The sequence below is a fragment of the Candidatus Stoquefichus sp. SB1 genome, assembly GCF_001244545.1.
In the GTDB taxonomy this organism is placed as follows: Bacteria; Bacillota_I; Bacilli_A; order Erysipelotrichales; family Coprobacillaceae; genus Stoquefichus.
The window spans coordinates 416,760-435,354 of sequence record NZ_LN852695.1; the positions used below are offsets into that span (position 1 = coordinate 416,760).

18 protein-coding genes are annotated in these 18,595 nt (G+C 29.9%); 16 read left to right on the forward strand and 2 right to left on the reverse strand.

What is annotated here, in order from left to right:
* Nucleotides 1-52 precede the first annotated feature (52 nt).
* Entirely contained in the window at nucleotides 53-769 is a 717-nt protein-coding gene (locus tag BN1865_RS10105; protein WP_050637133.1) for a DUF554 domain-containing protein, read from the forward strand.
* A 19-nt stretch (nucleotides 770-788) separates the two neighbouring features.
* On the opposite strand, the gene BN1865_RS10110 is transcribed toward BN1865_RS10105, so the two are convergent.
* Both BN1865_RS10110 and BN1865_RS18740 read right to left on the reverse strand, forming a co-directional pair.
* A complete protein-coding gene (locus tag BN1865_RS10110) occupies nucleotides 789-1,361 on the reverse strand; it encodes a DUF6434 domain-containing protein (protein WP_050637134.1) in 573 nt (190 codons plus the stop codon).
* Nucleotides 1,354-2,322 carry a Gfo/Idh/MocA family protein gene (locus BN1865_RS18740; RefSeq protein WP_082189965.1) on the reverse strand — a complete coding sequence of 323 codons (969 nt, stop codon included), beginning with the start codon at nucleotides 2,320-2,322 and terminating at the stop codon, nucleotides 1,354-1,356. Before BN1865_RS18740 ends, BN1865_RS10110 begins: the two co-directional genes overlap by 8 nt.
* A 107-nt stretch (nucleotides 2,323-2,429) precedes the next feature.
* On the opposite strand from BN1865_RS18740, the gene BN1865_RS10120 reads away from it, so the two are divergent.
* The 15 genes from BN1865_RS10120 to BN1865_RS10190 all read left to right on the forward strand — a co-directional run bounded on the left by BN1865_RS10120 (nucleotide 2,430) and on the right by BN1865_RS10190 (nucleotide 18,579).
* On the forward strand, nucleotides 2,430-2,987 hold the full coding sequence (locus BN1865_RS10120; protein ID WP_050637135.1) for a TetR/AcrR family transcriptional regulator: 558 nt from the start codon (nucleotides 2,430-2,432) through the stop codon (nucleotides 2,985-2,987).
* A 60-nt stretch (nucleotides 2,988-3,047) separates the two neighbouring features.
* Nucleotides 3,048-3,476 carry a hypothetical protein gene (locus BN1865_RS10125; RefSeq protein ID WP_050637136.1) on the forward strand — a complete coding sequence of 143 codons (429 nt, stop codon included), beginning with the start codon at nucleotides 3,048-3,050 and terminating at the stop codon, nucleotides 3,474-3,476.
* Nucleotide 3,477: 1 nt separating this feature from the next.
* Nucleotides 3,478-4,146, forward strand: coding sequence for a hypothetical protein (locus BN1865_RS10130; RefSeq protein ID WP_050637137.1), 669 nt, complete (start codon nucleotides 3,478-3,480; stop codon nucleotides 4,144-4,146).
* 102 nt (nucleotides 4,147-4,248) lie between these two features.
* Entirely contained in the window at nucleotides 4,249-5,049 is an 801-nt protein-coding gene (locus BN1865_RS10135; RefSeq protein ID WP_050637138.1) for a Cof-type HAD-IIB family hydrolase, read from the forward strand.
* Nucleotides 5,050-5,115: 66 nt separating this feature from the next.
* Complete coding sequence (locus BN1865_RS10140; protein WP_050637139.1) at nucleotides 5,116-6,741, forward strand: bifunctional diguanylate cyclase/phosphodiesterase; 1,626 nt, start codon at nucleotides 5,116-5,118, stop codon at nucleotides 6,739-6,741.
* A gap of 10 nt (nucleotides 6,742-6,751) precedes the next feature.
* A complete protein-coding gene (locus BN1865_RS10145; protein WP_050637140.1) occupies nucleotides 6,752-7,579 on the forward strand; it encodes an alpha/beta hydrolase in 828 nt (275 codons plus the stop codon).
* Nucleotides 7,580-7,714: 135 nt separating this feature from the next.
* The gene (locus tag BN1865_RS10150; protein ID WP_050637141.1) at nucleotides 7,715-8,971 is read left to right on the forward strand and encodes an ABC transporter substrate-binding protein; all 1,257 of its coding nucleotides are present in this window, start codon (nucleotides 7,715-7,717) and stop codon (nucleotides 8,969-8,971) included.
* Nucleotides 8,972-8,986: 15 nt separating this feature from the next.
* Nucleotides 8,987-11,203, forward strand: coding sequence for a bifunctional diguanylate cyclase/phosphodiesterase (locus BN1865_RS10155; protein WP_050637142.1), 2,217 nt, complete (start codon nucleotides 8,987-8,989; stop codon nucleotides 11,201-11,203).
* A gap of 99 nt (nucleotides 11,204-11,302) precedes the next feature.
* Nucleotides 11,303-11,611, forward strand: coding sequence for a PTS lactose/cellobiose transporter subunit IIA (locus tag BN1865_RS10160; RefSeq protein WP_050637143.1), 309 nt, complete (start codon nucleotides 11,303-11,305; stop codon nucleotides 11,609-11,611).
* 67 nt (nucleotides 11,612-11,678) lie between these two features.
* On the forward strand, nucleotides 11,679-12,962 hold the full coding sequence (locus tag BN1865_RS10165) for a PTS sugar transporter subunit IIC (protein ID WP_050637144.1): 1,284 nt from the start codon (nucleotides 11,679-11,681) through the stop codon (nucleotides 12,960-12,962).
* A gap of 74 nt (nucleotides 12,963-13,036) precedes the next feature.
* Nucleotides 13,037-14,872, forward strand: a complete 1,836-nt coding sequence (locus BN1865_RS10170; protein WP_050637145.1) for a BglG family transcription antiterminator — start codon at nucleotides 13,037-13,039, stop codon at nucleotides 14,870-14,872.
* 2 nt (nucleotides 14,873-14,874) lie between these two features.
* Nucleotides 14,875-15,516: a PTS sugar transporter subunit IIB gene (locus BN1865_RS10175; RefSeq protein ID WP_157844116.1), complete on the forward strand. Its 642-nt coding sequence runs from the start codon at nucleotides 14,875-14,877 to the stop codon at nucleotides 15,514-15,516.
* Nucleotides 15,513-16,268: a ChbG/HpnK family deacetylase gene (locus BN1865_RS10180; protein WP_050637146.1), complete on the forward strand. Its 756-nt coding sequence runs from the start codon at nucleotides 15,513-15,515 to the stop codon at nucleotides 16,266-16,268. Before BN1865_RS10175 ends, BN1865_RS10180 begins: the two co-directional genes overlap by 4 nt.
* Nucleotides 16,269-16,392: 124 nt before the next feature.
* Complete coding sequence (locus BN1865_RS10185; RefSeq protein ID WP_050637147.1) at nucleotides 16,393-17,259, forward strand: GGDEF domain-containing protein; 867 nt, start codon at nucleotides 16,393-16,395, stop codon at nucleotides 17,257-17,259.
* A gap of 39 nt (nucleotides 17,260-17,298) precedes the next feature.
* Nucleotides 17,299-18,579 carry an ABC transporter substrate-binding protein gene (locus BN1865_RS10190; RefSeq protein ID WP_050637148.1) on the forward strand — a complete coding sequence of 427 codons (1,281 nt, stop codon included), beginning with the start codon at nucleotides 17,299-17,301 and terminating at the stop codon, nucleotides 18,577-18,579.
* Nucleotides 18,580-18,595 lie beyond the last annotated feature (16 nt).

Sequence of the window (18,595 nt, forward strand, 5' to 3'; positions counted from 1 at the left end):
TTGAGTGTTCAGATAACTTATGATGAATAAAAGATTTGAGGAGTTGATAGATATGATTGGATTAGGAACATTGATTAATACAGGTGCTATTCTATTAGGTGGTATAGGTGGTTTGCTTTTTGGATCACATATTGAAAAAAGATATCAAGAGACATTAATGAGTGCTATTGGTATTTGTGTTTTGTTTTTAGGAATAATAGGGACTATTGAAAAAGTATTTGTTGTGAATAGTGGAGAATTAGTGAGTGGACATACAATGATGATGATTGCAAGTTTAGCAATTGGAGCATTGATAGGAGAGTTTTTGAATATTGAAGGTCATTTAGAGCATTTTGGGGAATGGTTAAAAAAAGTAACAAAAAGTCAGGAGGATAATGCTTTTGTCGAGGCTTTTGTGACAACAACTTTAACGATTTGTATTGGTGCTATGGCTATTGTTGGAGCCATTCAAGATGGATTGACAGGGGATATTTCAACATTGCAGGCTAAAGCAATATTAGATGCAATTATTGTTTTGATTATGAGTGCATCTCAAGGAAAAGGATGTTTGTTTGCAGCTATTCCAGTTTTTATATTTCAAGGCAGTATGACACTTCTGGCTAAAGTTATTGAACCTATTTTAACACCAGCAGCATTTACGAATCTTTCTTTAGTGGGTTCTGTGCTTATCTTTTGTATAGGTGTTAATCTTGTGTGGGGAAAGAAAGTCAAAACTGCTAATTTATTACCTGCTATTGTTATTGCTGTTATTTGTTCTTATATAATATAAAAAAACACCATTGGTGTTTTCATTGTAAGGAAATAAGATCATCTTTTTCATAACGATTATGACCAGGTAAAGCTTTTTTGTATTTCCAACAAATAATGGCTTGGTCTAATGACTTTCCCGGATTATCATCAAAGAAATCACGAATATAAGTGTTGTATTCAAATTGTTTATCAATTTGGCTACGACCTTTTTTCTTATCTTCTAATATCTGATAATAAGCATTAATTGCATCTTGATATGTTTTTCCAGTATTTGTTTTTAACCATTTTTGAAAAGCTACAGGGAAAGAAAAACTAGGGCCTATCTTTTCTTTGAAAAAGGCACGATGTTTTTCTGAACAAACAAAATTAGGTTCGATTAATGTGTCTTCTGTAATAACTGAAATATTTGATTTATGTGAACGAACTGATTTAACTGATAAAATTTCACCTGTTTTTAAATAATGAGCAATTCTATTGGTAATGTCTATTTTTCCTCCAGATGAAGGAATACCATGTTCTTTACAAAATGAAACAAGTTCTTCTTTTAAATAATAATAATTTAAAAAAGTATCAGCATCTAAATTTTTATCTAATATTGGTCTTTCATTCATTAGTATCTTCCTGCCATTTCTGATAAAGTGTTTCTACAAGATGTGTTGCTTCCATTGTTCTTGCAGGTGTCATTATAGGACTTGTCAGTAACTGTTGCTTTAAACATTCATGAATATGATTGATTTCATATACGAATTCACTTTGATAAGGAAAATCATAATGTTTTGTTTCACCATTATGAAAATAAATATCCAAATGATTAGATTTCCAATAATTTGGAATCACAATATAACCTTTATCTCCATAGAAAACAGCTTCATTTTTGAGCGGAACATTCATAGCTATCGTTGAAGAAACCAAAATTTGATGATTCATTTTTAATTGGAAATTACAGATTTCATCAGACCCTGTAGGACATTTTATACAACTACCATCAATTTGAAAATGTGGATTATCAAATAGAAACTGCATCAATTCAATAGTATATGTAGCACTTCCATATAATGCACCACCGCCCATAGATAAATCATACATCCAATGATCATAATCAAAGCGACCTGGAAAACCAGCTTTTAATTCAATGTATCGAATATCACCAATAACATTTTGTTCAATTAGTTTTTTTAATTGAAGTGTTGTTGGTAAAAAAACACATTTTTGTGCTTCCATTAAAAAACATTGATTCTGTTTTGCTAAATCAAAAAGTTTTTGAGCTTCAATAGAAGTTAAAGTAAATGGTTTCTCTACAATCACATGTTTATGATGCAATAGTGCATTTTGACAATCACGATAATGCAATCCATTTACAGTTGGAATATAGATAACATCTATATTTTCATCCTCATATAATTCTTCATAACTTCCATAATAATTCTTAATATCATATTGTAACGCCGCCTCTTTGGCTTTAGCCACAGTTCGAGATGCAATAGCATAAACTTCTCCTGCCTGACTCTCTTTAATACCTGCTATAAATCTTCCTACAATGGAAGCCGTACTTAATATTCCATAACGTATCATTTTTATCACCATCCTCATTATAAAGAAATCAAAAGAATAAAGCAATCTTATTGACAAAGCAAACAAAATAGTTTAATATGAACGCTGTTCAGTTTGGCGGTGAGAAGATGAATAAAGTTGTAACATCAAGAGAAGCAATTTTAAAAGTGAGTCAAAAAATTGCCTCAGAAAAAGGTTTACAGTCTATTAATATCAGAGCAGTTGCAAAAGAATGTCAGGTCTCAATAGGATCAATTTATAACTATTTTCCTTCTAAAGCAGATCTCATTATAGCAACCATTGAGGAAATATGGAAATCATTCTTTCATATGCGTAGTGACTATCATCAATTTGATAACTTTCTTCATTGTACTGAATGGGTTTTTGAAACAATTCAACAAGGAACAAAGGAATATCCAGGTTTTTTCTTAGCTCATGCGCAGGGGCTAGATGATGAAAGTCTTTATCAAGGTAAAGATATGATGGAAAAGTATTTTCAGCATATTCAAGAAGGAATGCTTTGGGTATTACATCAAGATCAACAAGTGAAAAAGAATATCTTTGATGATGATTTGACAGAAGAACAATTCATTCAATTTGTTTTTTCAAACATGTTGCAATTGTTATCACAAAATCAAGAGTCTTGCCATATTTTAAAAGAGGTTATCAGAAGAATAATTTATTAACCCACATCAGTGGGTTTATTAATGAACGAAATTGAACGATGTTCATTTTGGAGGTGGAAAATGATTCAGAAAAAATATTTATTAGTGATTGGTGGTTGTGTTTGGGGTATTGCAGGTTTTAATATTTTAAGAATTGGGATTGAAACATATTCATCATATATCAGTTTTATTCATATCTTATTATCAGTTATTGTGTATGGAATGTTTCAATATTTTGTATTTCAAAAAATGGTTAAAAAGCATACACAAAGAATATTAGGTTATCAGGAAGATAAACAATACTTTTTTAAGTTTTTTGATAAAAAGGCTTTTTGTATTATGGCATTTATGATGACTTTTGGTATTGGAATAAGAGTATTAGGGATTTTTCCAGATGTCTTTATTGCCGTTTTTTATACCGGCTTAGGTGTATCGTTGTGTCATGCGGGAATTTTATTTATGGTGAATTATTTTAAACATGTAAACTATAGAAAGGTGGAGGAAATATAGTATGCAAGCAATTGTAGAGACTTTATTTGATATTGTTTATTTAGTAACAGTCATTACATTAGGAATTTTGATGATAAGAAATGGAAAAGAAAATAAGCAGTATTTATTATTTGGGATAATGGCAGTGACTTTAGGCTTAGGTGATTCTTTTCATCTTGTTCCAAGAGCTTATGCGTTATGTACAACAGGATTGCAAGATTATACTGTTGCATTAGGAATTGGTAAGTGGATTACATCCATAACAATGACAGTATTTTATGTTATTCTTTATTATGTATGGAGATTACGTTATCAGATTCAAGGAAAACAACTTTATACAATCATAGTTTATGGATTGGCAGTTATTCGTATTGTTTTATGTATGTTTCCACAGAATGGATGGACAAGTGCCAATGCACCTATTTCCTGGGGAATAATGAGAAATATTCCATTTGCTTTATTAGGATTGTTAATCATTGTTCTGTTTTATCAACAGACAAGACATGATCATGATCCATCATTTCAATATATGTGGTTAACAATTGTCTTGAGTTTTGGTTTTTATATTCCTGTTGTTTTATGGGCAGATGCGATTCCAATGGTAGGAATGTTAATGATTCCTAAGACTTGTGCTTATGTATGGACAGTATGGATTGGTTATAGTGATATGAAGAAGAAATTGGTTGATTAAGACCAATTTTTTTGTTTTATGAAAAGATTTAAGTGAATGAATGATATTCTTTCTATTGGATTATAAATCATATATAATAAAACTTAGAGTAGGAGGAGTATTATGGAGACGAAAATAGCTTTTTTTGATATTGATGGAACATTAGTCAATGTTCCTCATGGATTAATGCAACCAACGAAAGAAACAATTCAGGCCTTAACAAAATTCAAAGAAATGGGGCATAAGATTGTTATTGCAACAGCAAGAGGAGAAGTTCCTCAAAGTGTTCAAGAAATTTCGTTTGATGGTTATATATGCAATGATGGACATTATATTCGTTATAATAATGAAACATGGATTGATGAATTATTTAGTGTAGAACAAATAGAAAAGCAATTAAATGTTTATCAGAAATATCATGGGCGCTGTATGTTTAATAGTCGATTTGGGCAATGGTGTTCATTTGTAGATGATGATTTGGTGATTCAACATCGTCAAATGTTCCAAGGCACAAGTGAAAGACCAACAGACATTCATGAAGAATTTTTACCAGAAGATGTTAAAGCGATTAGCTGTTGTGTATTGTTTGAGAATACAGATGATTTATGGGCTGCTTATCATGAATTAGAAGATGAATTGACAATGGTTCCATATGATACAGGCTTAGTCAGAATGGATGTTTATTGCAAAGGATTTACTAAAGGGACTGCTTGTCAATATGTTTATCAGAAATTAGGAATTAACTATGAGAATACATATGCTTTTGGTGATGGTGTGAATGATGTTGAAATGTTAGCATTGGTGAAACATGGAATTGCAATGGGAAATGCTGTTGATGTTTTAAAAGAAACAGCAAGTGAAATAACTGAGACAGTTGATAATAATGGAATCGCTTTGGCATTTCATAAACACTTTGGTATATAGGCTATTGCATTTGAATGACAACTGGCAAAGTGATAAAATAAGGATATAAAGAAATAAGGTGAGAAGATGAATGTCTTAAATGATGTCTTGTTTGAAGCGTTTGCCAATGCTTCTGATAATGTTTATATTTATGTATGTGATATGCGTGATGATGAATCAAGATGGTCAAAAAACGCTATTGATTATTTTGACATGCCCTCAGAATACATGAAAAATGCAGGAATGATTTGGTTAGATAAAATTCATCCACAAGATCGAGATATTTATTTAAAAGATATAGATGCAGTCTTTTCTGGGAAAACAAATCAGCACAATTGTCAATATCGTGCCTTAAATAAATATGGTGATTATATTTGGTTAGAATGTCGCGGCTCAGTTATTCAGGATGATGATGGTCAGCCCCTTTATTTTGCTGGAATGATGACACGTATTTCAGCTCAAAACAAATATGATCCACTTACTAATCTTTTAACGGTGCATGAACTTTATAAAAGTGATTTTGGTAAAGAAGGAATTATATTGTTGTTAGGGTTTGATGCATTTAGAAAGATAATTAATAATTATGGGTATACATTTGGTGATATGATTTTAAAAGAATTTGCTTTGCAAATTATAAAAATGATTTCAAGTGAAAAAGTTTTTAGATTTAATGGTGATCAGTTTATCATTATTTGTGAAGATTATACTCAACAACAAGCAAAAGAAATCTTTTATCAAATTAAAAAAATGGTTAAGAATATTGGAAAACATATGGAACCTGCTGTGACATTAAATATAACTGCTGGAGCAGTTAGGTATCCAGATAATGGTTCAACAAAAGAAGAATTATTAAGTAATTTGGAACATTCATTAGAACATGCGAAAACCAAACATCGTGGAGAAATTATCTTCTTTTCTCAAGATATTGCGAGATTACATCTACGTACTTTAAATATTAAAGAAGCTTTAACAAAGAGTATCCAAAGAAATTTTGAAAACTTTGAATTATATTATCAGCCAATTGTCAATCAATATGATAAAACAATTGTTGGTTGTGAAGCCTTATTAAGATGGCATACAGCAACCAAACAAGTTTCACCTATCGAATTTATCAAATTATTAGAGGAAAGTGGAGAAATCCGTTTAGTTGGTAATTGGGTTATGGAACAAGTGATGAAACAGGCACAGATTTTCCAAAAACAATATCCAACATTAAAAATCAATTTTAATGTCTCTTATATGCAGTTTGAAGATCGACAATTTATTAAGAATATAATTGAAAAAGCGAATGAATATCAAGTGGATAAATCACTGATAGTTATTGAATTAACAGAAAGCTGTCATGTTGAAAATATCCCAAGATTATCAAAAATATTTGAATATTTAAGAGAAGAAGGTTTCAAGATTGCATTAGATGATTTTGGAACAGCATATGCATCACTCAATCTTCTCAAAAATTTACCTGCTGATTATATTAAAATAGATCAATCTTTAGTCAAAGAAATATCTTTAACACATAATCAAAAGGATATGATTATTATTGATAGTTTGACTGAATTGAGTCATCGTTTAGACTTTGAATGTATTATTGAAGGGGTTGAAAATCAAGAGGTAGAACAAGCACTTTTACATGTGAATGCACCTTATTTTCAAGGCTATTGTTATGCAAAACCTCTTCCATGTGAAGAATTTGAAAAATTATTAAAAAAATAAGGAGAATATGATGGCACTTATAAAAGTAGATTTTTTTTCACAATCACTGATGCGTACAGTGACAATACAGGCAATTTTACCAGTTGATAAAATTTTAGAGGTAGGAGAGGAATTACCATCACCGAAACCTTTTAAAACACTTTATTTGTTACATGGCATATTTGGTAATGATATGGATTGGGTGAGTGGAACCCGTATTCAAAGATGGGCTCAAGATTATAATGTAGCCGTCATTATGCCTGCTGGTGAGAATAAATTTTATGTTGATAATGAAAGATCACATGAATATTATTCGCGTTTTATTGGCGAGGAATTAGTAGATATGACAAGACGATTATTTCCTTTATCTCATCAGCGTGAAGACACATTTATTGCAGGCTTATCAATGGGTGGTTATGGAGCAATTGTGAATGGACTTAAATATCATCAAACATTTGGTTATATTGCCGGGTTGTCGTCAGCTTTAATATTGAATATGATAGTCAAATCAAAAGATGGAGACAATATTCCTTATATGAATAAGCGTAGCTATTTAGAAAGTGTATTTGGACCCATTGATCAATTGATAGGCAGTGATAAAGATTACAAAGCATTGATAGAACAGATTTCACAAAAAGATATTCCACATATTTATATGGCTTGTGGCAGTGAGGACTTTTTATTAAAAGAAAATAGAGATTATGTTAAGTATTTAAAAGCACATCATATAGCAGTGACTTATGAAGAGGGACCAGGTGGTCATGAGTGGGATTTTTGGGATAAATATATCTTAAAAGTTCTTGAGTGGTTACCACTAACAGATAAAAAAGAAGGATTAAGTAGTGGTCATGTGCAATAATGTCTATAGGAAACATATGTATCATTTGTTTCCTATTCTTTTTTTGGTCTTCTTTAAACAATTTGCTTTCTCATCATTGGAATGATAAAATAAAAATGTGACACATTTGTGATATTCTTGAGAGGAATGGAAAATATGAAATTAAGGCGATTGATAAAGGGATTTTTAACTATAAATTTATTTTTGATGTGTATTGGGTGTCAGGATAAATCTAAAAATATAATTGTAAATAATGAGGATCAGGAAACCATTAATTTAAGGTTCTATGGTTATAAAAGTGAAGCAATTAATGTTGTTGCAATTGAAGATAGTTTACAGGATTATATGAAAGAGAATCCTCATATAAAGATCACATATGAAAGTGTTAAAGGAATTGAATATTATAATGTCTTAGAGAAAAGATTAAAGAGTGGTCATTATGATGATATCTTTATGATAGATGAAGATCATTTACAAGAATTAAAAAGTAGTGGCTATTTTGCTGATTTATCAGATTTATCGACAATTTCTCATTTTAGTCAAAAATCAATAGATCAAATGAAAGAAAATGATGGTAAAATCTATTATGTTCCTTCAACCATATCTGCCTTTGGACTTTACTGTAATATGGATTTATTAAATAAATATCATCAAAAAGTTCCAACAAATGAAAAGGAATTTATGGATGTCTGTCAGTATTTTGTTAATCAGGGAATTGTTCCTATTATTGCTAATAATGATATATCACTCAAAACAATCGCAATCGCAAAAGCTCTCTATCCTGTTTATCAATCATCAAACAGTGAAGAGCTGATTCATCAAATGAATGCTAATCCGCAAGTTCTAGCAGATTATATGAAAACAGGATATGAATTTGTAGAGAAGATTATAAAAAATAAATATGTTGATTCAGCACAAACATTAAAAACAGAAAAGACAAAAGATGATTTGACACAATTTGAAGAGGGCAAGAACCCATTTATGTTAACAGGTGCATGGGCATCTGTTAGAGTTCAGGATGCAAATCCAGAATTGAATTTTGAAGTTCATCCATATCCTATCTTAGAAAATGATTCAGTTTTGGTAACAAATATAGATACAAGATTATGTGCAAATGCTAAAGGGAAGCACGTGGAGGAAGCCAAAAAATTTATTGAATATTTAACACAAACTGATGTTATGTGGAAATTTGTAAATAGTCAATCATCATTTAGTCCTTTAATAGAATCACGTTTAGCAGATGATCAAACTATTCAGCCATTAAATGTATATCTTAATGATAAGAATTCTATACTTGGAACAGATTCTCGTATCAAATATCCTATTTGGACATTAACACGTGATGGAATACAAAAATTATTGAAAGGCGAAAGTATTGAGTCAGCATTAAATAATATTAAAGATTCAAAATAATAGAAGGAGATTAACATGAAGAAGAAAGAGATACCAATTATTATCATATGCAGTCTTTTAGCAATTGGAATAGTCAGTGCAACAATGTTAACGTATATTAATTATGTACGTGATTCTTTATGGGATCAATCTGTTAATGATATATTAGACTCAACAACCCAAGTACAGGAAGCCTTTCAGTCATATATGGATAAAGATGTAGAGAATTTAAGTATTATTTTAAGAGGTGTTTCATCAGAAAAAGAAGATATCATATCTTCAATTATACAACGTTCTGAAATAGAAGGACATAATCTCGTTTACATTAATCTTACTGATTATACTTATTTTAATCGTAGTGGTAAAGAAAAATTATTACCTGAAGAAATAGAACAAATAAAAACTTTCTCTTCTTCAAAAGGAGTAACAAAGCCATATTATAATACAATAACTGGTATAAAAACTATAGCAACCTATATTAAATCAGAAAATCAATTATTAATTAAAGAAACTCAAATAGATGATTTAGCTGAACAGTTTTCTTTATCGTTTTATAATGATTTAGGATTTTCTTATATTGTTGATGATACTGGTAATGTGCTTGTAAGAACAAATCATAAAAATGCTAATAGAACAATGCAGAATTTGTTTGATATTATTGATTTAGAAGGTAATGATAAAGGAACAATTCAATCATTTGAAGATGCTTTTTCTCATCATCAAAAAGGTTATGCATTGTTTAACTATCATGATGATAAAAATGTCTTTTGTTATGTTCCATTAACAGGAATGAATGATTGGTATATTGTTTCTATTATTCCTAATAATGTCATTATGACACAAGCAAATAATATTATATTATTTACAATTACTTTATCTTTAATTATTATTGGAGCTATTGGATTTGTATTGTTATTGTATCGATATAATAATAAAAAACATAAAAATGAAATGCTTCATTTGGCTTATTATGATCATCTAACAAATTTATATAATTATCAAAAATTTAAAGAAGAAGGTCAAAAGAAATTAAAGGATAAACATTTAAATTGGGCAGTGATTTATAGTGATATTGCAGGTTTTAAAATTATTAATGATTTAAATGGATATGAATTTGGGGATAAAGTTTTAAAAGAGTTAGCGAATATTCTGAAAGATGAAGAGACATCAAATGACTTAACATGTCATATGACAGCTGATAAATTTTTGATGATGCGTGAATATCGTGATAAACAGGAGTTGATAGACTGTTGTCAGAGAATTTATCAGAAACTTTCACTTTTATTAAAGGAGTATGGATTAGAGAAAGAAATTGTTATTAAATTTGGAATTTGTTGTTTGGAAGATGATGATAAAATAGAAAATATTGATGGATTGATAGATCGTAGTCATCTGGCATTAAATGAAATAGATGCTAATCATAAAGACTATTATTGTTTTTATAATTATTCTATGCGTGAAAGAATGATGAAAGAAGCAGATATTGAGTCTAAAATGGAAAAAGCTTTAGAAAATAGAGAATTTATTTTCTATCTACAACCTAAATATGATGTTTATGGAAATGCAATATTAGGAGCGGAAGCATTAGTAAGATGGGTAGATAAGAGTGGTCAGATGATTATGCCAGGAGAGTTTATACCTATTTTTGAAAAAAATGGCTTTTTGTTAAAATTAGATGAATATATTTATGAAAGTGTTTGTCAATATTTAGCTGATCGTATTCAAAAACAACGTCCGGTTGTTTGTATCTCTGTTAATATTTCACGTTTACATTTCTATCAGTCAGATTTCGTAGAACGATATGTTAATATCAAAAAGAAATATAATATTCCAGATCATTTATTAGAATTAGAAATAACAGAGAATATTTTATTGGAAGATATGAAAACAATAGAAAGAACAATTTCTCAACTACAGAGTTATGGCTTTAGTTGTTCAATTGATGATTTTGGTAGTGGTTATTCATCACTTAATTCATTAAAAGATTTACCATTTGATGTGATTAAATTAGACAAAGTTTTCTTGGATAATAGTGTGAATACGAAACGTAGTGAAGAAATTATTAAATCAATTATTGATATGGCAAAACATATTGAAATTATAACTGTTGCTGAAGGTGTAGAAACATATGAGCAACTGGATTTTCTCAAAAAGACAGATTGTGATATGATTCAGGGATATATTTTCTCTAAACCATTACCAATAAGAGAGTTTGAAGAAGTATTAAGAGAAAATAAATCGATTGTGTCTTAAAAGCTATCTTGTGATAGCTTTTTATTTCCTCTTTCTAGGAAAAAAAGTGTCTTTAGAATCATTGTTAAATAAGATATGATGCTTGTAGGAGTTGATGATATGAATAATATCAGAGAAAATACAATATCAATTATAGAATTGACGCAAAGAAGTTATGATGCATACAAGCAAGCACTTTATTTTGTCAAACTAGGGAAACCAAAAGAATCCCAATATTACTTTCAACAGGGCGATGAATTATTGTTGCAGATGAGTCGGATACATGCACAGATGTTATCACAAGATGTTGAAGTGAACTTGCTTATGGTTCATATTGAAGACTTGTTAATTTCTGTTCAATTGTATAAATCAATGATTAAAGAATTATTAGTGTTCTATACAAAATTTCCTACCTTAAAAGGAAATTAACAGTCTTTTTGTTTTTGTAGACGATTATATAATGATATTGTCAAGCATGTCGAAAGGGGAAAAAACAATGCAAAAAATGATGGAAAAAATGGAGTCAGTATTGGCACCACTTGCTACTAAGATTGGTAGCAACAAAATTTTAAAAGCTATTTCAACTGCTTTTAATCTTATTATGCCTGTGATTATTCTAGGCGCTATTTTCACACTTTTAAGTACCTTATCAATTGGTGGTTATCAGGATTTCTTAGCGAGTTCAGGAATTGGTCAAGTTCTCGCATTAGTTGGTCGTTTTACAACGGATATGTTAGCTGTCTATGTTGCATTTACTGCAGCTTATGCTTTTGTTAGAAATGAGGGAATGAATGCAGATGCAGTTCCAGCGGGATTGTTATCTATATTGGCATTCTTTATTATGACACCCTTAGCAAACATTGTTGTTAATGAAACACCAACAACTTTTATTAGTTTTGATTATTTAGGATCAAAAGGTTTATTTACCGCATTAATTGTTGGTGTTTTGGTTGGTTTTATTTATACTTTTGTTGTGAATCGTGGCTGGGTGATTAAAATGCCAGAAGGTGTTCCACCAACAGTGGCTAAATCTTTTAGTGCATTAATTCCAGGGTTTGTTGTAACTGCTATCTTTTTAATTATTAATGGTGCTTTTGCAGCAATGGTTGGACAAACGTTTAGTGAATGGTTCTATGGTATTATTGCTGCACCGTTATCAGCTTTATCTGGAAGTCTTGTTACTTTTATGATTTTAATGTTGCTGGCATCTGTTTTCTGGTTTTTTGGTATTCATGGTGGGCAAGTGACAATACCATTTTTAATGATGATATTTATGCAGGCAGGTGTTGAAAATCAGACGGCTTTCGCATCTGGAGGAGAAATGCAAAATATTATCACAGTTGGGTTATTATTTTTCTTAATGTTAGGTGGAATTGGACATACCATTGGATTATCAATTGATATGTTATTCGCTAAAAGTAATCGTTATAAGACTTTGGGAAAGTTGGCGATTTTACCATCTTGTTGTGGTATTAATGAACCAATTGTCTTTGGATTGCCAATAATTTTAAATCCAATTATGGCTTTACCTTATTTCATAGTTCCGCAGATTAATATTTTAATTACTTATTTTGCAATGAACAGTGGACTTGTTTCATTACCAAGAATTGCTATGGGAGCGGGAGGAACACCTATCTTATTAGATGGATGGCTAATCTGTGGTTTATCAGGAGTTGTTTTAGAGATTATCTTGATTGCACTTTCAGCATTATTATATTATCCTTTCTTTAAAATGCAGGATAATCTTGCAGTGAAAGAAGAACAGGCACTTGACTCATAGTCATTATAGGCTGATATTCAGCCTTTTTAACCTATATCAAAAGTGTTAAAATAGAATTATGGAGGTGCATGCTTATGGATAAAAATCAAAAAGCCATACTTATGGAATTGATGAATCATGAGACAATGTCTGGCAATGATTTGTCTCATTTTATTCAAATGAGCACCAGAACAGTCCGTACAATTATTAAAACAATTAATGAAGATATTGTAGGTGCAAAGATTATATCAGGAACATTTGGCTATAAACTGAGTATTGATGATCCAGAGATCTTTTTACAGTATCTCCAACAAGACAATGTTACACAAGATGCACAATCACGTTTTGATTATTTGTTTCAAAGATTTATTGATAATCAAAATTATATAAAAATAGATGATTTATGTGAAGAATTGTATCTATCAAGAACACAATTAAAACAATCATTAAAAGAACTAAGAAGTTATTTCAATGATTATGATTTGATTATTGAAACCAAACCACATTATGGAATGTATCTAAATGGAACAGAATTAAATAAAAGACGAGCAATTGCTCATTTTCAACAATATCAAAAAGATTTAGCTATTTATCAACAAATTAAAAAAATCATCATGTCATGCATTGCTAATGCTGATTATGTGATTAGTGATGATAATTTAGATAATCTTGTTTCCCATCTCTATATTGCTTATATGCGTGTTTGTCAACATGAATATGCTCTATTAGATCATGCCTGGCTTGAATCTATTCAAAGTGAAAAAGAGTATGAACTTGCAAGTGCCATCATGTCTTTAATGAGCCAAATATTAAATATGGAATATCGTGAAGAAGAAGTTGCCTATTTAACGATGCATCTTTGTGGTAAAAATTGTAAACAACAGACACATCTTTATATTGATCAAACAATTTTAACATTGGTAAATCATATTTTACAGGTATTAGAAAACGAGTCACATATTGCTTTTACATCTGATCTTAATCTCCAATTGGCTTTATCACTTCATATTATTCCACTGATGAAGAGAATTCAATATTCAACATATATGAATAATCCCTTATTACAGGATATAAAAAGAAACTTAATTGTGGCTTATGAATTAGCAATTAAAGTAGGAGAAATAATAAATAGTCAATATCATTGTTTTCTACCAGAAGATGAAATTGCTTATTTTGCATTACATATTAATCTATCATTAGAACAAAAGAAAACCAATATTCATCAAAAGAACATCTTATTAATATGTTCAAGTGGTGTGGGAAGTGCACGTTTATTAGAATATTTTTTTAGAGAAAATTTCAGTCGTTACATTCAGCATTTAAAAGTCTGTTCATTACATGAACTCTCAATTCAGGATATTTCCTCATATGATTGTATTTTCACAACAGTTCCCATTAGCCAAACTTTAGATATTCCAATATTTATGATTAGTCATCTCATGAATACAAAAGATACTATTCATATTACACACAATCTCCAAAATCTTAATCGTCCAGATATTATGCAATATTTTCCACCACAATTGTTTTTTACATATGAAAGTTTTGCAACTAAAGAAGAGGCTATTCATGAAATTATTCAACAATGTCGCCATGACTATGACTTACCAGATTCATTTGAAGAACTTGTTTTAGAAAGAGAACAACTAGCCACAACAGAATTCAATGATTTAGTAGCATTCCCACACTCACATAAACCCGTTTCTTCATCAACATTTGTATCAGTCACTATACTGAAAAAACCATTACTTTGGAAAAATCATAAAATTAGAATCATCTTATTATCTTCAATAGAAAATAATAAGATGAAAGATTTAGATGATTTTTATGAAGTGATTTCAACAATCATGAGTGATCAATCCTTGCAATGGCAATTACTCAATCAGCCAACATATGAGACTCTAAAAAGCATCATAGAAAGGTTGGTGTGATGATGAAAAATATCTTATTGGTCTGTGGTGCGGGTATGTCAACAAGTCTAATGGTGAAAAAGATGCAGGAAGCTGATTTCAATCATCAGTACCATATTCAATGTAGTGATACTGTAAGTGCCCAGCTGACTATTATGAAAAGTGATATCTTCTTATTAGCTCCTCATATTAGTTATATGAAAGACGAGTTTTTGCCATTATGTCAAAAACAGCATATTCCTTTTATGGTGATTGATTCATTGGACTATACCAAAATGGATGGTTATAGTGTTCTTGAAAAAGTAACAAATATTTTTAATCAATATGAAAAGACACATGCCTTTCGAATTATTTTACTGCATTCTAGTGGAGGCACAATGTCTGATTTATTGGTTATGGATATGAATAAGAAGAAAAATGAAGCAGAAAAAGAGTGGATTATTGAATCGAAAGATATTGAAAGATTTGAAGATTATGAAAATGTAGATGTTATTTTATTGGCTCCACAGATATGTTATGAGAAAAATATGATTCAAAAAAAATTAAGTCGTACTGATACGATTTTAGATATTCCATCAAGGAATTTATATGGAACTTTTGATGGAAGAAAGATATTAAATTATATACATCAAATATTAAAAGAAAGAGGGTTTGAAAAGATATGAAATTAATTATGCGTGCTGATGATCTTGGATTTAGTGAAGCAGTGAATTATGGAATTTTAAAATCAATTGTTGATGGGGTAATTACCAGTACTGGAATGATGCCAAATATGGAAAGTGCTAAACATGGATATGAACTGGTTAAAAATTTAGATATTGCATTAGGGCAACATACAAATATTTGTGTTGGGAAACCACTTAGTGATCCCGCTCTTATTCCTTCATTAGTTCAAAAAAATGGTGAATTTTGTTCCAGTAAAGAAATACGAGCAAGAAAGGAAGATAGTATTGTTGTTGAGGAAGCGGAAATAGAAATAGAAGCACAACTGCAAAGATTTATTGAGATAACTGGTAGAAAGCCAGATTATTTTGAAGGACATGCAGTGTTTTCTGAGAACTTTTTTAAAGCTTTAAAGAATGTTGCTGATAAACATGGTTTATTTTTCTGTAATCCTTCTATTGATAAAGAATGGGAAAAAGAAAATCATCTTTATGGTTTACCATTTTTCAAGTTGGATAGTGATGGTTTATATGATCCAAAGGAATATATGCAAGACAATTTTCAATTGATTAAGGAGAATGAATGTAGTGTCGCTATTTTTCATCCAGGGTATTTAGATCAATATATTTTGACACATTCCTCTTTTACAAAAATTAGAGCAATGGAATGTGATTTCTTATGTAGTGAATGGTTAAAACAGTGGATTTGTGATCATCAAATTGAACTTGTTAACTTTAAAAATTATCAAAAATAGTAGATATGAGAGCAACTTTTGATTGAAGTTGCTCTTTAATTTTTTTTAACATCAATGGTTTTTCTTTCCAGTTATCAGAATATTGAATATAATAAAGATAGGAGTTATGAAATGAGGAATTGTTATGTATGCATTAGAAAGTATCGATCAAGAATTAAAAGAAATTATTAATCGCTTTGAATTATTTGATAATTATCGTTTAGTTGATTATAAATCATATGAAGTTTATGATTATCAAAAAGGAGAATTTGTTAAAAATAATCAATATTGCTATGAAATATGGAATCGTGGTGGTCCATGTGAAAACTGTACTTCACGTCAGGCTGGGATCAATCAATGCGAAATGTTTAAATTAGAGTTTTTAGATGGGAAATTATATTTAATTATTTCTTATCCTATTCAGATATCATCAAGGAATTTTATATTAGAACTGATAAAGGATGTCACACAAAGTTTAACAATAAGAAGTATAGATGAAGGTGGTAAAAAAATTGCTGAACTGATTAATAGTTTAAATGATTATGTCATTCATGATACATTTACAGGTCTTTATAATAAAAAATATGCAATCCAGGAAATAGATAAAAAACTAAGTTTGCAAAAGAAGCTGACACTGGCAATGATAGATTTAGATCAGTTTAAAAATATTAATGATACATATGGACATGTTAAAGGTGATGAAGTCATCTTATATTTAGCTGATATATTAAAAAAATATTTAGTCAATACACATGTTTTGGCAAGTCGTATTGGTGGCGATGAATTTATGATTGTTTTAGATGATGTAAGTGAACATGATGTACTGATTATTTGTCATGAAATAAAAGAAGCTGTTTTAAAACATCCATTTTATAAAAGTAATCAGAAATTTTATGTTGATATTAGTATTGGAATTGCCTATAGTCAAGATGGTGATACAGCCATGACACTTATAGATAAAGCAGATGTGGCAATGTATAAAATAAAAAGACAAAAAGCGAGTCAAAAATAAGAATGAATATGTTAAAAGATAATAATGGAGATGATTTTTATGAAAAAGATACCTGGTGTTATCAGTGTTCTCATATTTTGCTTGCTCATCACAGCATGTCAGAGTCAAGAAGCCAAGCGTCAGGTTTTTACCGAGCCACAATATGATTGGGGGAAAATAAGTGGTGAAACTTTAACTGTTTGGGGAAGTGCACCTGATTTAGAGAGAACATATATTCAAAAAGCATTTCAACGTTATGAAGAATTAACTCATAATCAATTGGAAGTAGTTCAATATTCTAAAGATGAAATTGTTGAAAAAATGACAACAGCATTAAATCAGGGCGAGGCACCAGATATATTTGTGAGTTATGGTGGAACAAATATTGATGTCTATAATCCAGATGATAATTTTTATGATTTTTCTCAGGCAAAATGGATCAATGATTTAACAGATACATCTATTAATCAAACAGTATATCATGGAAAAATTATTGGACTTCCTCATTGGGAAGCATCTGTTTCAGGAACGCTTTATAATAAAGATATTTTTAAAAAATACAATATTGAAGTTCCTAAAACACAGGAAGAGTTTATGTCAGTTTGTGAGGAACTGTTATCTCATGGCATAACACCTCTGTATATGCCGGCTAAAGAAATATCTATGCTTTTATACCAATTTCCATTAGATAGTATAGTTGAAGATAGTGATATTTTAAATCAATTGAACCAATTTGAAATTGGTTATGAGGATATTCCTGAAATGCTAAAAATTGTTGAGTGGTATAAAGAGATGGCAACCAAAGGATATTTTGGTGATCATTATCTTGAAGATGATTGGAATGGCATGAGTCCAGCTTTAGAAAGTCAAAAATATGCAATGTTATTATGTTGGGATACATGGTTATATACTGATTTTAAAGGAGATGCATCACAATTTGGATTAATGCCAGCATTTCTAGGGGTTCCTTATAATGGAACTTTTGAAGGACCTAATTTAAATTTATTTATGGTTAATAAAAAGAGTAAAAAATTAGATGTAGCTTTAGATTTTATTACTTTTTTAGCAGATCCATATAACTATAATGTGGCTTTTGAAAATATTCCTACAGCTTCAGTTTTTAAAAATCAAGTTGGAAGTATCACCACTTATCAATATTTAGAAAACGAACGTTTAATTGAAAAAAACTATCGTGATTCTATAGCGTGGCTAAGAATTAAAGAATTTTCACAAATGGATGCAATATGTATATATGAATATATTCATCCAGATAGCCAAATGAGTGCAAAAGAGTGTTTAGAAAAGATGACTGCACTACGAAAATCAAGAATAAATCAATAAGAAAATTGGAGGTCTT